The organism is Pseudoalteromonas shioyasakiensis, from assembly GCF_019134595.1.
GTDB lineage: Bacteria > Pseudomonadota > Gammaproteobacteria > Enterobacterales > Alteromonadaceae > Pseudoalteromonas > Pseudoalteromonas shioyasakiensis_A.
This window is the reverse complement of record NZ_CP077770.1, coordinates 426,615-443,673: the sequence shown is the minus strand read 5'-3', so window position 1 is coordinate 443,673 and position 17,059 is coordinate 426,615. Positions and strand designations below refer to the sequence as shown.

Here is a 17,059-nt window from a genome sequence, read left to right as displayed (position 1 = left end):
GTCACTAGCAAAACCCTTTATTTTAACAATCACCAGATCAACTGCTCAAATAGTAAACTCTTTGTTTTTACAACGACCTTAAAGCATGCCGATTAGTTTCTAGCCTCCGACATTGTTCTAGATCAAATAGCTAACTTGCTAAACTCGTTAAAATAGCCGCTCAATCAATTGCGGAGTGCTGACTGTGATAAATTTACCTAGCTGGGATCAATCTCTGATCAACAAGTACAATATTTCTGGGCCTCGATATACATCTTACCCAACGGCATTGTCTTTAGCTGATGGTTATAACCAACAAGATATGATTAACGCAATTGCGGCATCGAAAAGCCGTTCTTTATCTTTGTATATCCATATCCCTTTTTGCAGTCAGCTTTGTTATTACTGTGGTTGTAATAAGGTGATCACGCGTCATCAATCTAAAGCCGATTTATACCTAGATAATTTAGCGCTTGAAATTGCTGAGCAAGCAACGCTTTTTGCCGATTATAACGTTGAGCAACTGCATTTAGGGGGTGGTACGCCAACGTTCTTATCGGCAGAGCAAATGAGCCGCTTAATGGCGTTGGTTGAGCAGCATTTTAATTTTGCTGATGATGCTGAGCGCGGTATTGAGATTGACCCTCGTTCTTTAGCTGATGGCATGCTAGTTCACCTACGTGAGCTTGGCTTCAATCGTGTTTCGTTTGGTATTCAAGATTTCAATGATGATGTGCAACTAGCAGTTAACCGCCCGCAAAGCGTGCAATCTGTAAAAGGTTTAATAAGTGAGGCTCGTGAACTTGGCTTTAAATCTATTAATGCCGATATGATTTACGGTTTGCCACTGCAAACACCAGAGAGCTTTAAAGAGACGATTGCACAGCTGATTGAGCTAAACCCTGATCGCGTGTCGGTATTTAACTATGCTCACTTACCAGATAGATTCGCTGCACAGCGTAAAATTAAAGACGCTGACTTACCGTCTGCGGGCGATAAGCTCACTATGTTCAAAAATACCCTTGAGCAGATGTTAGCGGCGGGTTATCAGTTTATTGGTATGGACCACTTTGCCCGTAAAGACAATGAACTAGCAATTGCACAAAACGCAGGTCAGTTACACCGTAATTTCCAAGGTTACACAACGCATGGCCAATGTGACTTATTAGGTTTGGGTGTGTCATCTATTTCGCAAATAGGCAATGCCATTTTACAAAACGAAAAAGAGTTAAAGCACTATTACAAAGCTGTGCAAGAAGGCTATGGCAGTGCAATCTGTAAAGGTGTTGCTTTAACTGATGACGATACGTTACGTGCAGCGGTTATCAAACAATTGATCTGCCAGTTTGAGCTGGATATTCCAGCAATCGAAAAACAGTTTAATATTAACTTTGCCAGCTACTTCTGCGAGGCACTACAGGCACTCGACCCATTACTAGCTGATGGCTTGGTGTCTGTTAGCCAAGATAAGATCACAGTAACAGCTCGCGGTAATTTATTTATTCGTATTATTTGTATGTGCTTTGATGCGCACCTACAACAACAAATCAAGCAAACTCGTTTCTCGAGAGTTATCTAGCCCAACAAAAAGCAGAGCCTAGGCTCTGCTTTTTATTGGGCTTAATTCAACGGTACGTCAACTTAATTAAATACTACGTTTTCGCTGCCTGGAGCGGCTTTAAACTCTTCAATTATACGTGCGCAATCCGCTTTAATTTCATCGCTATGCTGCTCTTCAGCACGCCAGCGAGCAGTGTCCATTTTAAAAATCTCTTTTTTAGAGTATTTCTTACGGGCATCGTGCGTTGGCATATCTTTTACGACTTCGTACATTTTAAATATGCCTGGGTAGCGCTCACTTAGCTCAAACTCTTCTGCAAAGCTGTATTGAGAGATCAGCACCCAAATACGTAAGCAACCTTCTGAGAACTCACATTGCTCTTCATTCATTGCACGGGCAATTAAATGAATGCTATCGGCTAACTTTGCATTACGCTTTGCTTTTGATGCCGCAAGCTTTTGCTCATGCTCAGCTTGCTTCTTGGCGATAAGCTTATTTTGCTCTTTTAGTTTATACAGAAGTTGCCCTGCATAAAACGCAAGCCCTGCGATAATTGCCGCACCAATTACAATGGCAATAATCAAGGTTGTGCTCATCGCTCATCCTCATCTTCGTCATCAAACCATTCATTGGCTAAGTCATCAGATAAGTACTTATCGAAGTCAGATTCACCTTCATCAACTGAATCATCTTCAAAGTCATCTTCGTACTCGTCTTCATCTTCAATGCCTAATAACTCGCACAGTGCTTGGTGGCGAGCAATACGGCTATTGAAGTACTTAGCGTCTTTACCTGTTAATAACTCACCGCGCTCATGACGCTCAACCAGCTTAAGTAGACGCTCGTCATTCTCTAGCGCTTCTAACTCTTGCTCTGGTGTTAGTTCAGGCTCAGTCACTTTCTTAAGCTCAACCATAGGTTTTAAGTTGCGTTTCATTTCAACTTTCGGCTCAGCCTTAGGCGCAACTAAAGAAACCGGCTTTTTACTACCAACACGCTTATCTTTCGGTTGATTGTTTGCAGCAGTGTTTTCTGCATTTTGTGCATCAGGTGCATTTCGAGACCCAGGTTTAGCACCTTTGGTCTTTTTAACTCGCTGCTCTTTTAACGCGCGCATCTCTCTAAGCTTTTCTTTGCTCAGACGTACAGGACCATTCGATGGAATTTTACGCGACTTTTTCTTTCTACTCATATCTTGATCATCTCACTTAAGAGGTTGTGCACAACGCCTTTGTGGCATTGTAATGCTGGCATAACCAGAAGAATTCGATGTGCGGATGTGGTTGGTCAACTTGACGAACTGCGCACTTTTCATACTTTTAGTACAAACGGTGGCTATTGTAACAGGACAAATAAAAAGGCGGTAGAGAAAACATCTCTACCGCCTACTAATCTGAGCGCCAATTATCTGGACACTTCTCCCTTCGACTTTTTAGTCTTTATTATTTTTATTATTATTGTTTATCCATTTTGTTATTGTTTTAACCTTCCGTGTAGCATTCCATTTTGTTTTTATTATTAAACTTCCATGAGCTTTTATTATTCTCGGTCAATCCTGACGCTTTTTTGTTATTTCCTTTAGGACACCTAACCAGTGTCAACCCCTAAAGACTTGCCGCAGTCACTTTCCTTATTACATTGTCCATGTTGTTTTTGCTGTCTCAGCGACAGTGGTTAATTTACTCATTAATAATTTTGTTACAACTGATTTATATAATTTTTCTTACAGATAAGATATTGCAACAAGATCAAACCATTTAATAACAAAGGGTTATGTATAAAATTGAAATAAAAATAAGATTTAGCTTACAGCTCGGTATGGACAATGTCTCACAAAGGCGTGGGAGATTTCGACATGGTTTAAATACAAAAAAAGCAGCTTGCGCTGCTTTTTTCACACTAATCACATATTACTGCGGAGTATTTCTACCCGCAATCAGACTTTAGTGTAAGCCACCTAAGTATTTTGAAAGTACTTCGATGTCTTTGTCTGTTAGCTTTTTAGCGATGTCTTGCATCATACCGTTTAAGTCGTTATTACGCGTACCATCACGGAATTTTTCAAGTTGTGACTTGATGTATTCTGGATGTTGGAACGAAACTTTCGGGAATTTAGCTAGTGATGTACCGTTACCACGAGGACCGTGACACGCAGCACATGCTGGAATACCACGCTCTGCATCACCGGCTTTATAAAGCTGCTGACCTACTTCTACTACATCTTTAGGTGTTGTACCTTCAGACATATTTAAAGAAGAGAAGTAAGCTGCTAGGTCTTTCATGTCTTGATCGCTAAGCGGCATAGCCATACCACTCATTACTGGATCCATACGACCTTCTTTGCCGCCAGATGTCATACCTAATTTAAACTCTTGTAATTGTTTATAGATATAATCTGCGTGTTGGCCTGCAATTTTAGGGTAGATATTAACCGGTGCATTACCGTCTGGGCCGTGACAAGCCGCACACGTTGCCGATTTCTCTTTACCTGCGTTTACATCGCCATCAAATGCTGTTGCGTTGCTTGCTGACAACGTACCAAGCAATATAGTTAAAGATAGTGCTATTTTTTTCATGGTGAATTCTCTGTTTCCGACCCTGTATCATCTACAATATGGATGTTGTGATTTCTATATTCTACACGATAATAAATTCTCTGGCACGTTTTCTGCCCACATTAAGCTCATAATTTATAGGGATTTGACTTAGATTAAGTTTATATCTAGTAATTTTCCTAATTTAAAGCCAATTTAGCACGCTTAAATACGCTTTTGAATGCTGCTTTAATAGTATAAAATACGTGCCTTAAGTGGAAATTAGCCACTGTTTGTTATTTTTTATAAAAGACTAGGAGAGCCTGTGCTCAAATCTCGTATCAAATACAATACTGCGTCCTTTGTTACCAGCGCACCTGATATCTCACGCTTACCTGCTGATACGGGGATTGAAGTCGCGTTTGCTGGTCGCTCTAATGCGGGTAAATCAAGTGCTTTAAACACGTTAACAGATCAAAAGTTAGCGCGTACTTCTAAAACACCCGGTCGTACTCAGCTGATCAATACCTTTGAACTTGATGCCGATAAACGCCTTATCGACTTACCGGGCTATGGTTTTGCTAAAGTTCCTATCGAAATGAAAAAGAAATGGCAAAAGTCACTAGGTGAATACTTACAAAAGCGTCAAAGCTTAAAAGGTATCGTTATTTTGATGGATATTCGCCACCCGTTAAAAGATTTAGACCGTGACTTAATCGATTGGGCGGTGGGCAGCGAAATTCCAGTGCTGGCACTATTAACTAAAGCCGACAAACTAAAACAAGGTGCGCGTAAAGCACAAGTTTTACAAGTTCGTCGTGAGTTAAGCAGCTTAGACGGTGATATTACAGTGCACGCTTTTTCTTCATTAAAAGGCACTGGCTTACCTGAAGTTGCTAAAAAGCTAGATGAATGGTTTTTAGGACCCATTGAAGCGCAAGCACCTGAGTCTGAAGAACAACCAGAAGCTTAAACGCTTAGGCCAGGTAATAACGCTTGGCTAATGATTCTATATAATAGCCCTGCTCGTCTGAGCAGGCTATTTCAGCCCACTGATAGTAAACATTTCTCGATACCCTCGCAGCCAAGCCATGTGCTAGTTGTAAATAGGGCACACTGACACCTTCAAATTCACATAATGCCAATGGTTGCTTTGCTGATACCAGCCATGCTCGCTGTAAATTATCAACGCAACAAAGCGCACGGCCTTCTTCTGTATCTTCAAAACGCCAATCAACAATTATAAAAGGCACATCTTCGACTGTGATGGCCATTTTCTCGACTGGTGTTTTTAAAAAATAACTATCTGCTTCTTTGCAAAGCACAGAGGCAAAGAGTTTAACCATTGCCTCGCGCTTTATTTCACTGCCGGCATAAAACCACCGCCCTTGTGCATCAATCAATATAGGCACTTGCCCACAGTTTTGTGGCTGCCATTTATCAAAAGGTTTATCGGGTGCCTGAAGAGCGGCTTCTAAGTCAGCAAGTGATTGCATTACTTTTCTTTATCTAGCGTCAAAGAAAATGTTACAGGCACAGCTGTCGCAATTGATGGTAAACCTGCAAGTTTTTGTAACTCACTAATACCTTCTGTTACTTTGAAGTCACTTGCATTAATAATCACCGGCGCAAACGATGAAACAGTAACATCGCCTTTCGGTGACATATTAGCAAGTACATCAATCGTTAGCTCTTTCTTGTTGCCATGAAAGTCTAATTCAGCTTTCAGACCTTTAAGCACATGTTGACCTGGATTTAGAGTTAACAGCGCTTTGCTTAAGTCAGCAGTTAACACTGCATTAGGAAATTTAGCTGTTTCAAATAACAACTTAGTCATACGCTCATTACGGATAGGGATCAGTGTTTCAACCGATGTCAGATCGATCATCAACTTAAATTGACCTTGCTCGTTAAGTGTACCCGACACGTTTTTGAAATGATGCGCTTCAGCAACTGAATTCTTTTTGATAGACACAAAGCTTACGTTGCTTTGCTCATTATTAACTTGCCAGTTTGCGCTGGCTAAAGGGGCAACTAAAATACTCGATAATGAAAAGGCAGCAATTGCCAAAGATTTAAACATAACGCATTCCTTCGAAAGTAAATAAGAATCACTTTGATGGTATCACTTGCGTATATTTGTGCAATGAATTGTATGATAAGAAAGAAAAAGCGACTCACTCAACAAGGAGTGAGCCGTTATAGCAAACTGGGGAGAAGCTATCAATACGTTGCATCCTTTCAGATGCATCATCAACAGGATGTCCTACAGGATGAGGACGGCGCGGACTTTAGCAAATACCAGATTAAAAATAAATTGCATAACCGCAGAAACAACACAAATTGATAAACATATAACGAAACACTAAAACTATCTTTTCTTGTTTACTTAAAACTAACATTACAGCGAGCCATAATTTAGGGTAAGGTTAATTAAAAGCACACGTAAATCAGGCTTTTTTAAGGCTTGTTAGTGATAAAAATTGCAGTAGAAGAGTATAAAGGTATGAAAAAAATCCCCCTAATTTTATTTACTACCTTACTTTTTTTAATGACCCCCTACTGTCATGCCAAAAAAACAACGACACAATATCCGGTCATTTTAGTTCATGGGCTAATGGGTTTCGATAACCTACTTGGCCTCGATTACTTTTATAATGTGGCTGCAAGTCTCAACCAAGATGGTACTTTGGTGTTTACGCCAGCGGTCTCGGCTATTAATAGCTCTGAAGTACGGGGCGAACAATTACTCACCAAAGTAAAGTCAATTTTAGCACTGACTGGCGCCAAAAAAGTAAACTTGATTGGCCATAGCCAAGGTGCGCAAACAGTGCGCTATGTTGCTTCAGTCAGGCCAGATTTAATTGCCTCAGTAACCAGTATTGGTGGTGCAAACTATGGCAGTGGCATTATTGATCTAATTAGTCAAAAACTGCCAGCAAACTCTCAAGCTGAACATGCGGCTCGATTAGTATTTGATGCATTTGGTGGTGTTATTTCACTACTATCAGGTAACAGTGATTTACCACAAAACACACTGGGTGCATTAAATAGCTTAAGTACACAGGGTGCGAACGCATTTAATCAAAAATACCCAGAAGGATTACCGTTAAATAAATGCGAGCAAGGCCAGCTAGTTGCCAAAAATGGGGTGTACTATTTTTCGTGGAGTGGTACAGCAGCACTCACCAATATACTGGATCCAACCGATTTGCCTATGCAGCTTGGTTCGTTACTTATTTTAGGCAAAGATGACGGCCTAGTATCGCGCTGCAGCAGCCATTTAGGTCACGTAATTAAAGATGATTATGAAATGAACCACTTAGATGAGATAAATCAGTTTATTGGTTTACACAATTTTCGGGAAGTTGACCCTATTGAGCTTTATCGCGAACACGTAAAGCGGTTGCAGGAGTTGGGGTTATAGTTAACGAGTAATGATTTATTTTTGGGTAAGTCGGGTCACACGAAGCGATGTTCTATATACAGAAGCGATCGCTTTCAGCCTTCAGCGGTCAGACGCGCGAAACAAGTTTCGCGCCTACCTGTAGCAGCGGCTTTATGCCGCGACCCTTAAATTAGAAACTAGATTCGAGATAAAACACGGTATAACGGTCAAGCAACTCGCTAACTTTTAATCTGAAAGCTGACGGCTGATAGCTGACAGCTTTCATTTTTTCGAGACTATTAGTGAGCCTGTTGCCAGTTGTCACCGCTGTCGGCTTCAACAATCAGAGGCACATCAAGAGTAGCGGCTTCTGACATTAGCTTACAGATTTCAGCTTTATAGTCGTCCACAGATTCTTCTTTAATTTCGAACACTAATTCATCGTGTACTTGCATTAGTAGCTTCACCGAACCTTCTGCTTGCGCGTTCACCCACTGGTGAACTTTTAGCATCGCTTTTTTGATGATATCAGCAGCAGTACCTTGCATTGGTGCGTTGATAGCAGCACGCTCAGCAGCTTTACGACGAGCGCCGTTACGGGCGTTGATTTCTGGTAAATGTAAGCGACGACCAAAAATCGTTTCTACATACCCTTTATCAGCTGCTTTTTCACGGGTTGTTTCCATGTACTCAAGTACGCCAGGGAAACGCTCAAAGTATTTATCAATATAATGCTGTGCTTCATGGCGTGGTACATCTAACTGACGTGATAAACCAAACGCCGACATACCATAAATTAAACCAAAGTTAACTGCTTTAGCTTTACGGCGCATATCGCTGGTAACCTCTTCAAGGCTAACCCCGAAAACTTCTGCCGCCGTAGCACTGTGTACATCTAAACCATTCGCAAACGCAGTTAGTAGGCCTTTATCTTGTGATAAATGCGCCATAATACGTAATTCAATTTGGCTGTAATCTGCAGCCACAATTTTATGGCCAGGTGCAGCAATAAAGGCTTCACGAATTCGACGACCTTCTTCTGAACGAATTGGAATATTCTGTAAGTTAGGATCAGTTGAACTTAAACGCCCTGTTGCTGTTACAGCTTGATGGTAAGAGGTATGCACTCGCTTGGTGCGCTCATTAACCATCAGCGGAAGTTTATCTGTGTAGGTTGATTTAAGTTTAGATAAACCACGGTGCTCAATAATCACTTTTGGTAATGGGTAATCATGAGCAAGTTCTTGCAATACTTCTTCTGCCGTCGAAGGTGCACCCTTAGGTGTTTTCTTGATAACAGGCAGCTCAAGCTTTTCAAACAAAATAGCTTGCAGTTGCTTAGGTGAGCCTAAGTTAAATTTTTCACCTGCAATATCATAAGCTTCCTGCTCAAGCTCTAACAGGCGTTCGCCTAAACGTTGGCTGTGAGCTGCCAGCATGTTGCTATCAATTGCAACACCAGTACGCTCAATATCAGAAAGTACAGTGACAAGTGGTAACTCAATATCTTCGAATACTGACTTTAACTGGCTATCGGCATCAATTTTTGGCCATAACACTTGGTGAAGACGTAGCGTTATATCGGCATCTTCTGCAGCATAAGGCGCCGCTTTTTCTAGCTCAATTTGGTTAAACGTTAACTGCTTTTTACCTTTTCCGGCAATATCTTCAAAGCTGATATTTTTATGACCTAGGTATTTAAGTGCCAGTGAGTCCATATCATGGCGGCTACCTACACTATTAAATACATACGACTCCAACATAGTGTCGTATTTAATACCCTTTAACTCAAAGCCTGCATTCGCTAACACGCTTTTATCGTATTTTAAGTTCTGCCCCACTTTCGCTTTGTTTTCGTCAGCTAAGATTGGGCCAATTTTTGCCATTACCGTTTCTAAGCTTAATTGCTCTGGCGCATCTGGGTAATCATGAGCAACCGGAAGGTAAGCCGCTTCACCGGCTTTAACCGCAAAGCTCATACCAACCAATTGCGCTTGCATATAATCAAGGCTGGTTGTTTCAGTATCAAAAGCAAACAATTCGGCATCATTTAACTGCGCCACTAAGGTATCAAGTTGCTCTTCAGTTAAAATAGTTTCGTAGTGCGCATCAGCAACTTTTGGTAGTTCGTTAGCTTCTGTTGGTACATCTAAATGCGTGTCAGCGTCTTTAGGGTTATCAAGTAGCTCAGCTAACCAACGACGGAACTCACACTCACCATAAAGTGCAATCAGTTCGTCACGATTAGGCTCTTGTAGCTTAAAGGTTTCAAGATCTGACTCAACCTCAACATCACACTTAATTGTTGCTAATTCATAGCTAAGTGGCAGATGATCAAGTGCTGCAGCAAGTTTTTCACCAATCTTGCCTTTAATTTCACCTGCATGATCAATAACACCTTGCAATGATCCATATTTTTGTAACCATTTCACTGCTGTTTTTGGACCACAGCCATCAACACCAGGGATGTTATCGACCTTGTCACCCATTAAAGCAAGGTAATCAATGATCAACTCAGGACCAACGCCAAACTTCTCAACCACGGTTTCTGGATCTGAAATGCTATCTGTCATGGTATTGATCAGCGTAACATGTTCATTAACAAGCTGAGCCATATCTTTATCGCCAGTTGAAATCAGTACATGACGCTGCTGCTCTGACGCTATACGCGCAAACGTACCAATAACATCGTCAGCCTCAACACCTTCAATACTAATCAGCGGGAACCCCATTGCTTTAATAATGTTATGTAGTGGTGCGATCTGTGTGCGTAAGTCATCAGGCATTGGCGGACGATTCGCTTTGTATTCACTGTACATGTCATTTCTGAAGGTTTTACCCTTGGCATCAAATACCACCACCATGTGCGACGGATCATATTGCTTGATCAAACTCTTAAGCATATTAACTACGCCATAGATTGCGCCTGTCGCTTCACCTTTTGAGTTAGTAAGGTGCGGTGGCGAATGGTATGCACGAAATAAATAAGAAGAACCATCTACAAGAATAAGTGGATTTTCAGGGATCTGAGCCATGGTGAAATTGGATCCTAATTGAATAACATTAAATTGTTTGTAAGCATGCCATAAGGCCATGAAGAAAACGACTGTGAATTATTAACCAATAAAGGTCTATGAAAGAGCAAGCTGTGGATAACTTTGTAGATAACAGACAGAGTTAATTCTCCCAAAATTAAAAAACATTTAGGAAAATTTAGTAAGTTCATGTTTTGATTTAAAAAAGATATTACGGCGTTCTTTTTTTATTATTTTCGTCCGATGTGGAAAACGGTTTTAGTAGCGATAACCTTTTGCTTATTCGATACCGAATTAACATCCCTTTTCATAACCGGAGGAGTATTCTAGCATAATGGATCAAAGATCATAGCGATCCTTTATACTTTTTTTTTCGTTAGTAATTTATAAAAAGGCATAAACAGCTATTCATCACGCTTTGCGAGTTATCAAGCGACGAAAATTTTTGTTTTGTCGCCATGCTCGTATCCTTGTTAAACTAAAGCTAGTCGCATTAAGGAGAGTTCAAAAATGAAAAAAGTTGCTGTAATTTTAGCTGGTTGCGGTGTTTACGACGGCGCAGAAATCAATGAAGCAGTATTAACCTTATTACATATCGCAAAAGCAGGCGCGAGCTATGAATGCTTCGCACCCGATATCGAACAAATGCACACCATTAATCACCTAACAGGTGAAGAAATGACACCTAATCGTAATGTGCTAGTTGAAGCCGCACGTATTGCCCGTGGTGAAATTAAAGCGCTCACTGAGCTAAATGTAGATGAATTCGATGCCTTGATTGTACCAGGTGGTTTTGGTGCCGCGAAAAACCTATCTGACTTTGCAGTAAAAGGCTCAGATGCCCAAGTTCAAGGTGATGTACTGACAAGTGCGAAGGCCTTTGTCGATGCCAACAAAGTAGCTGGTTATATGTGTATTGCTCCTGCCATGCTGCCGCTTATTTATGGTAAAGGTGTAAAAACAACCATTGGGAACGATGCAGACACCGCTGCCGCTATAGAGCAACTTGGCGGAGCGCACCAAAGCTGTGCCGTTAATGATATCGTTGTTGATCCTCAGCATAAAGTGGTCACAACCCCTGCCTATATGTTGGCCCAAAGCATTTTAGATGCTGATGCGGGTATCGAAAAATTGGTCAACAAAGTATTAGAGCTTGCTTAAACATCAAGCTTAGAGCCAGTATTTAATGCTGGCTTTTCTTGCGCTAACGCAAAAAAATGACGGTTTTTCTCAAGAAAAAGCCTTTTAGATCATTTTATAAATTGTGGCTTAGCGTTATAATCGTTCTAATTTCCGTCAGATATCGTGATTGATCACGTTCAAATCGAAGTGAGCAAGGCAAAATGAAAAAACTATCAGCTGCATTATTACTGCTAGCAACAACGGCATATGCACAAGCGTATGACAACTCTTTGACTGAAGATGCAATTAAAAAGCGTCTAGCGCCAATTGGTTCTGTATATCTAGAAGGTGATAAAGCTGCGGTCGCTGCTGAACCTACAGGTCCTCGTTCTGGTGAACAAGTTTACCAAGCAGCATGTTTTGCTTGTCATGGTACTGGCGCACTAGGTGCACCTAAATCAGCTGATGATTGGGCTCCTCGTATTGCTAAAGGCATGGACACTCTACTTAACCATGCAATCAACGGTTTCAACGCGATGCCTCCTAAAGGTACGTGTATGGACTGTTCTGATGAAGAGATCAGCGCTGCTATCGATTTCATGACTAGCAAGTAACAGTTCAAAAACTAATACTAAGGGCTTAATTTTATTAAGCCCTTTTTTTGTGCCTGCTTTTAGCCGCTAGACTAATGCTGTAGCCAAATACGCCCCATCATAAATTACTACTTTGTTAACATCTGTTACTTGACGATCTAATAAAAAAGTGGAACTATAGAGGACGAAATTTAAACAATAATAAGATCTGGTTCTAAATCATTGGAAGATTCTGCAACACACATTGATAAGCTAGCGCGTAAAAATGCTCGCTTAAAATCGCTTTTACAAAAGTATAAGCAATCACATCACTTGCAATATGCTCTTTTACAATTATCAGAGCAAGCAAGTACTGTTGCCGAATTAACCCTGCTCTACCCTGCTATCCACAATATTCTGCAAGACTATATTCCAAGTAAAAACTTCTTCGTTGTGTTGCATAACCCAGTTTACGATAACCTCGAGCTATCTTATTTCGCCGATGAAAAAGATGGCCTTTCAGTACCGTTAAAATATGAACAGTACTTTAAAGAAGGCTTAACGGGCTACGTATTTAAACAAGGTAAAACCTGTTACTTTACCAAACAACAAACAGAGCAAGCGGTTGAACAAGGCTTACTTAAGTGCTTTGGTACGCCAGCTGAGCATTGGGTTGGAGTGCCCGTCTATCGCGATAAAGTCATTATTGGCGTCATGGTCGCGCAAAGCTATGACAAAAAACAAAGCTATTCGGAGCAACAAATTGAGCTGCTAGAGGCTATGTCATTATATTTAGCGACAGCGATTGAACGAGTTAAAAAACGTGAATTGCTCGAATCTGAAGTTAAAATTCGCACCCGTGCACTGACACAAAGTAACCAAGCACTTAACGACGAAATTCAACAACGTAAAAGTGCGCTAGAACGCCAACAGATCCTGTTTAAAATATCAGAGCTTGCAACGCAAAGTAAAAGCCTCGACGATGTATATCAGCATGTTCATAGCATTATAAAAACCATTACCTATGCAGATAACTTATACATCGCATTATACGACCAACAATCACATTGGTTGAGCTTTCCTTACTGCGTCGATGAGTTTAACGATAATGGCAAACCACGACCATTTGCTAAAGGTTACAGTGAACTAGTGCTCAGCACTGAAAAGTGCCAAGTCATAGACAGTGAAAGAGCAAAAGAGCTTATCAAGCTAGGCGTTATAGAAAGACCGGTTAATGTACCACCAGAGCGCACCGCGACGAGTTGGTTAGGTGCTCCGCTTAAAACATCACAGGGTGTTATAGGCCTCATTGTTTGCCAAGCTTACAATAATAAGCATGAATTTAGTCAGGATGATTGTGAACTAATCACCTTTGTATCAAATCAAATTGCGAACGTTATTCAAACTCACCTAGCAAACCAAGAGTTAAAGCTTAGCCACCAAAAGCTTGAGCACCGAGTCACTGAAAAAACCAAAGAACTTCGCCAAGCCAATATGCACCTGCAAATGCAAATTGAAGAGCGTAAAAAAATAGAACAACAGCTGTACCATGATGCCCATCACGACTCATTAACCAGTTTACCGAATCGCAGCTTATTCTTAACTCAACTTGAAAAAACATTGCAGCACTACCAGCGCTACCCAGAGCAGCAGTTTGCAGTGCTATTTATTGACCTTGATAAATTTAAAGACATCAACGATCACCTTGGTCACCAAGCGGGTGATCAATTTTTAATTGGTGTTGCCGAGTCTTTCTCACATTGTATTCGTGAGCATGATTTGCTTGCACGTTTAGGTGGCGATGAGTTTGTTATATTACTCACTCATTTAACAGAGCAACAGCAAGCCCAAGATGTTGCCAAACGTATCATCGAAATTATGAGAAAACCTTTCTGTATGAAGGGTCAGTGCATTCAAAGTGGTGCCAGTATTGGTATTACCTACTCAAAACCAAGCTACAAGCACACCGATGAAATTATTCGCGATGCCGACGCTGCCATGTATTACGCGAAAAATGCAGGCCGTAATCGCTTTGAATGCTTCCATCCGCTGCTTAATGCTAGCAATGTGCAACATGATGCTGACAATATGCATCACCTAGATGACTTGCCTATGCACTTTAGAAGTGCCGAAATCATTACTTTGGATGAGCAAACTCGCGCAGAATCTTTACTCGAAGCATTTGGTGAACACCCAGTACTTGGTAGCACCAGCTTTGAAGTACTTAAAAAGTTTGCGACCGATAGAGTACAGCACTTTGAGGTTGAACTTAATTTACTAAAACAAGCCTTCAGCTTAGTAAGTGACAGTAATCTAGAAAAAGTATTGTTCCCTTGTTCTGGTTTAGTCCTTGAACGTATTAATTTTCAAGCACTATGCAAGCTATTAAAAGCCCACGATGCGAATAGAATGTGTTTATTATTCAACGAGCAAGAAATTCGTTATGCATCAGCGGTACAAATTGAAAATCTAAAAAACTTGGTTGCACAAGGATTTTCGATTGGGTTGAATGAGTTTGCTAAAGATCGCTGTGAGTTAAACTTACTGACTGAGTTCCAATTCGATTACTTGTTATTAAGTTCAACGTTCAGTAAGCGCGTACTACAGCAAGAAAACTATCACTTACAGCTGCAAGGTGTGCTGGCGATTACTAAGCTGCAAAATATCCAAGTAATCGCGAAAGGACCGTCTATTTTTAACTACCGCACGTTACTCGATAAGCACGGATTGTCGTTGTTTATTGGTAAGCAACATGCGCTGGCGCCCTTTGAACACGAAGCACCGAGCGCACAATTTATTACTTCTTAAGCATCGCTCTTAGATTAGCTACACGGGCTTGACCTTTTTCCATGCGCTCAGCTTGTGATGAAGGTGGCTTTTTCGCCTCAAAGGCTAAATCATCTTGTGGTAACTCCTGCACAAAGCGACTGAGCTCTGTATCTGAGGTTTCACCAAATTGACGACGTAACTTAGCATAGGTCATTACCAGCTCTTGCTGTGCACGCGTAATACCTACATAAGCAAGACGACGCTCTTCTTCAACGTTATCTTCATCGATACTTACTTGGTGCGGTAACAAACCCTCTTCCATACCAACCATGAACACATACGGATACTCCAAACCTTTTGAAGCATGCAGTGTCAGTAATTGTACCGCGTCAGATTCGTCTTCTTCTTCGTTACGCTCAAGCATATCGCGCAGGGTCAGTTTACTAACCACTTCAGCAAGGTTCAGCGGTGGATTGTCTGCATCCCCTGTTAACATGTCGGTGATCCAACGATAAAGCTCTGAAACGTTTTTCATGCGCATTTCAGCGGCTTTTGCACTCGGTGATGACTCATAAAGGTATGCTTCGTAGTTAATTTGCCTAACTAACTCTTTCACAGCCTCAAGGGTATCGCCCCGTACCGCATTATCAGAAAGCTCAACCACCCAGCGGGCAAAACCAGCTAAAGCATTAAAACCACGGCCCTTTAATCTGTGCGCAAGCTCAGGCTCAAAACAGGCAGCAAATAAGCTGATATGCTTTTCATTAGCAAGGGTGCCGAGCTTTTCAAGTGTGACCGTACCAATCTCACGGCGTGGCGTATTTACAATACGTAAAAAGGCATTGTCGTCATCTTGGTTCACCAATAGGCGTAAATACGCCATGATATCTTTGATCTCTGAACGCGAGAAAAATGACATGCCGCCGCTGATTTTATAGGGAATGCGGTTGCTCATAAGTGCTTTTTCAAACACGCGCGCTTGGTGATTACCACGATATAAAATCGCGTAATCTTTGTAGCTGGTGCGTTTCATGAATTTATGAGAAATGATCTCTGCCACCACTCGCTCTGATTCATGCTCTTCATCACGACAGCCAATCACTTTAATAGGCTCACCATAGCCAAGCTCACTGAATAGCTTTTTATCAAACTCGTGAGGGTTATTGGCAATCAAAATATTCGCCGCTTTTAGAATTCGCCCTGCGCTTCGGTAGTTTTGTTCAAGCTTAATCAAACGTAAGCCCGGAAAATCTTTACTCAATAGCACAAGGTTTTGAGGCTTAGCACCGCGCCATGAATAAATTGATTGGTCGTCATCGCCTACCACGGTAAAACGAGCTCGTTCACCCACCAATAACTTAACCAGCTGATACTGACTGGTATTAGTATCTTGATACTCATCCACCAGCAAGTAACGAAAACGCTGTTGCCAACGCTCACGCGCAGTGGCATTTTGGCCTAACAACAAAGTAGGGATCATGATCAGATCATCAAAATCTAGGGCGTTGTAAGCACGTAATTGATTTTGATAACGCGCATACAGCTGAGCAAACAAGGCTTTTTGCGGCTCACGGGCTTCGCGAACGGCACGCTCTGGTAGAATCAACTCGTTCTTCCAACTACCTATTTGCATTTTTAGTAGGTTGAGTAGATCTTTGTCTTTTTTAAGTTCTTCTTCGGTCAGCTCTGCTAATAACTGGTTGGTATCTTGATCATCAAACAACGAAAAACCAGGTTTAAACCCTAGTGTAGTTAACTCTTTTTTGATGATCTCAAGCCCAAGGGTGTGAAACGTTGAAACCCATAAGCCTTTCGACTCTTGTTTACCCAGTGTTTGCGTTACACGCTCGCGCATTTCTTTTGCGGCTTTATTAGTAAAGGTTACCGCCGCAATATTGCGCGCTTGATACTCACACTTTTGCACCAAGTAAGCGATTTTATTAGTAATAACACGCGTTTTACCAGATCCCGCACCAGCTAATACCAGACACGGTCCACTGATATACTTTACCGCTTCATCTTGTTTTGGGTTGAGTTTCATAAGCCCCTAAAGAAATTATCCAAAGACAGGACGGGCAATTTTACCGTAATCACTACAC

General features: G+C 41.3%; 13 protein-coding genes. 6 read left to right on the top strand and 7 right to left on the bottom strand.

Features of this window, described 5'->3' with window-relative positions:
- The first annotated feature begins 184 nt into the window (after positions 1-184).
- Positions 185-1,558 carry an oxygen-independent coproporphyrinogen III oxidase gene (gene hemN, locus KQP93_RS02075; protein WP_217875647.1) on the top strand — a complete coding sequence of 458 codons (1,374 nt, stop codon included), beginning with the start codon at positions 185-187 and terminating at the stop codon, positions 1,556-1,558.
- A gap of 62 nt (positions 1,559-1,620) precedes the next feature.
- On the opposite strand, the gene KQP93_RS02070 is transcribed toward hemN, so the two are convergent.
- The 3 genes from KQP93_RS02070 to KQP93_RS02060 form a co-directional block, all read right to left on the bottom strand.
- The gene (locus KQP93_RS02070) at positions 1,621-2,136 is read right to left on the bottom strand and encodes a DUF2489 domain-containing protein (RefSeq protein WP_054561152.1); all 516 of its coding nucleotides are present in this window, start codon (positions 2,134-2,136) and stop codon (positions 1,621-1,623) included.
- The gene (gene yihI / locus KQP93_RS02065) at positions 2,133-2,732 is read right to left on the bottom strand and encodes a Der GTPase-activating protein YihI (RefSeq protein ID WP_217875646.1); all 600 of its coding nucleotides are present in this window, start codon (positions 2,730-2,732) and stop codon (positions 2,133-2,135) included. Before yihI ends, KQP93_RS02070 begins: the two co-directional genes overlap by 4 nt.
- Before the next feature lie 751 nt (positions 2,733-3,483).
- Positions 3,484-4,116 carry a c-type cytochrome gene (locus KQP93_RS02060; RefSeq protein WP_054561153.1) on the bottom strand — a complete coding sequence of 211 codons (633 nt, stop codon included), beginning with the start codon at positions 4,114-4,116 and terminating at the stop codon, positions 3,484-3,486.
- Positions 4,117-4,399: 283 nt separating this feature from the next.
- On the opposite strand from KQP93_RS02060, the gene yihA reads away from it, so the two are divergent.
- On the top strand, positions 4,400-5,047 hold the full coding sequence (gene yihA / locus KQP93_RS02055; protein ID WP_217875645.1) for a ribosome biogenesis GTP-binding protein YihA/YsxC: 648 nt from the start codon (positions 4,400-4,402) through the stop codon (positions 5,045-5,047).
- Positions 5,048-5,051: 4 nt separating this feature from the next.
- Here yihA and KQP93_RS02050 read toward each other — a convergent pair whose 3' ends face one another.
- Together KQP93_RS02050 and KQP93_RS02045 are read right to left on the bottom strand one after the other, a co-directional pair.
- Positions 5,052-5,570, bottom strand: coding sequence for a DUF1285 domain-containing protein (locus KQP93_RS02050; protein ID WP_217875644.1), 519 nt, complete (start codon positions 5,568-5,570; stop codon positions 5,052-5,054).
- A complete protein-coding gene (locus KQP93_RS02045; RefSeq protein ID WP_217875643.1) occupies positions 5,570-6,157 on the bottom strand; it encodes a YceI family protein in 588 nt (195 codons plus the stop codon). Before KQP93_RS02045 ends, KQP93_RS02050 begins: the two co-directional genes overlap by 1 nt.
- Positions 6,158-6,580: 423 nt before the next feature.
- Between KQP93_RS02045 and KQP93_RS02040 the strand changes: the two genes are divergently transcribed.
- Positions 6,581-7,501, top strand: a complete 921-nt coding sequence (locus KQP93_RS02040; RefSeq protein ID WP_217875642.1) for a lipase family alpha/beta hydrolase — start codon at positions 6,581-6,583, stop codon at positions 7,499-7,501.
- A 260-nt stretch (positions 7,502-7,761) separates the two neighbouring features.
- Here the strand turns inward: KQP93_RS02040 and polA are convergent, their stop codons facing one another.
- The gene (polA, locus tag KQP93_RS02035) at positions 7,762-10,497 is read right to left on the bottom strand and encodes a DNA polymerase I (RefSeq protein ID WP_217875641.1); all 2,736 of its coding nucleotides are present in this window, start codon (positions 10,495-10,497) and stop codon (positions 7,762-7,764) included.
- Between the two features lie 510 nt (positions 10,498-11,007).
- Between polA and elbB the strand changes: the two genes are divergently transcribed.
- The 3 genes from elbB (at position 11,008) to KQP93_RS02020 (ending at position 14,999) form a co-directional block, all read left to right on the top strand.
- Positions 11,008-11,658: an isoprenoid biosynthesis glyoxalase ElbB gene (gene elbB, locus KQP93_RS02030; RefSeq protein ID WP_217875640.1), complete on the top strand. Its 651-nt coding sequence runs from the start codon at positions 11,008-11,010 to the stop codon at positions 11,656-11,658.
- Positions 11,659-11,840: 182 nt separating this feature from the next.
- Positions 11,841-12,233 carry a c-type cytochrome gene (locus KQP93_RS02025; protein ID WP_054561160.1) on the top strand — a complete coding sequence of 131 codons (393 nt, stop codon included), beginning with the start codon at positions 11,841-11,843 and terminating at the stop codon, positions 12,231-12,233.
- 201 nt (positions 12,234-12,434) lie between these two features.
- Entirely contained in the window at positions 12,435-14,999 is a 2,565-nt protein-coding gene (locus KQP93_RS02020) for a bifunctional diguanylate cyclase/phosphodiesterase (RefSeq protein WP_217875639.1), read from the top strand.
- Here the strand turns inward: KQP93_RS02020 and rep are convergent.
- Positions 14,989-17,001 carry a DNA helicase Rep gene (gene rep, locus KQP93_RS02015; RefSeq protein ID WP_054561162.1) on the bottom strand — a complete coding sequence of 671 codons (2,013 nt, stop codon included), beginning with the start codon at positions 16,999-17,001 and terminating at the stop codon, positions 14,989-14,991. The two genes, KQP93_RS02020 and rep, sit on opposite strands and share 11 nt — an antisense overlap.
- Positions 17,002-17,059 lie beyond the last annotated feature (58 nt).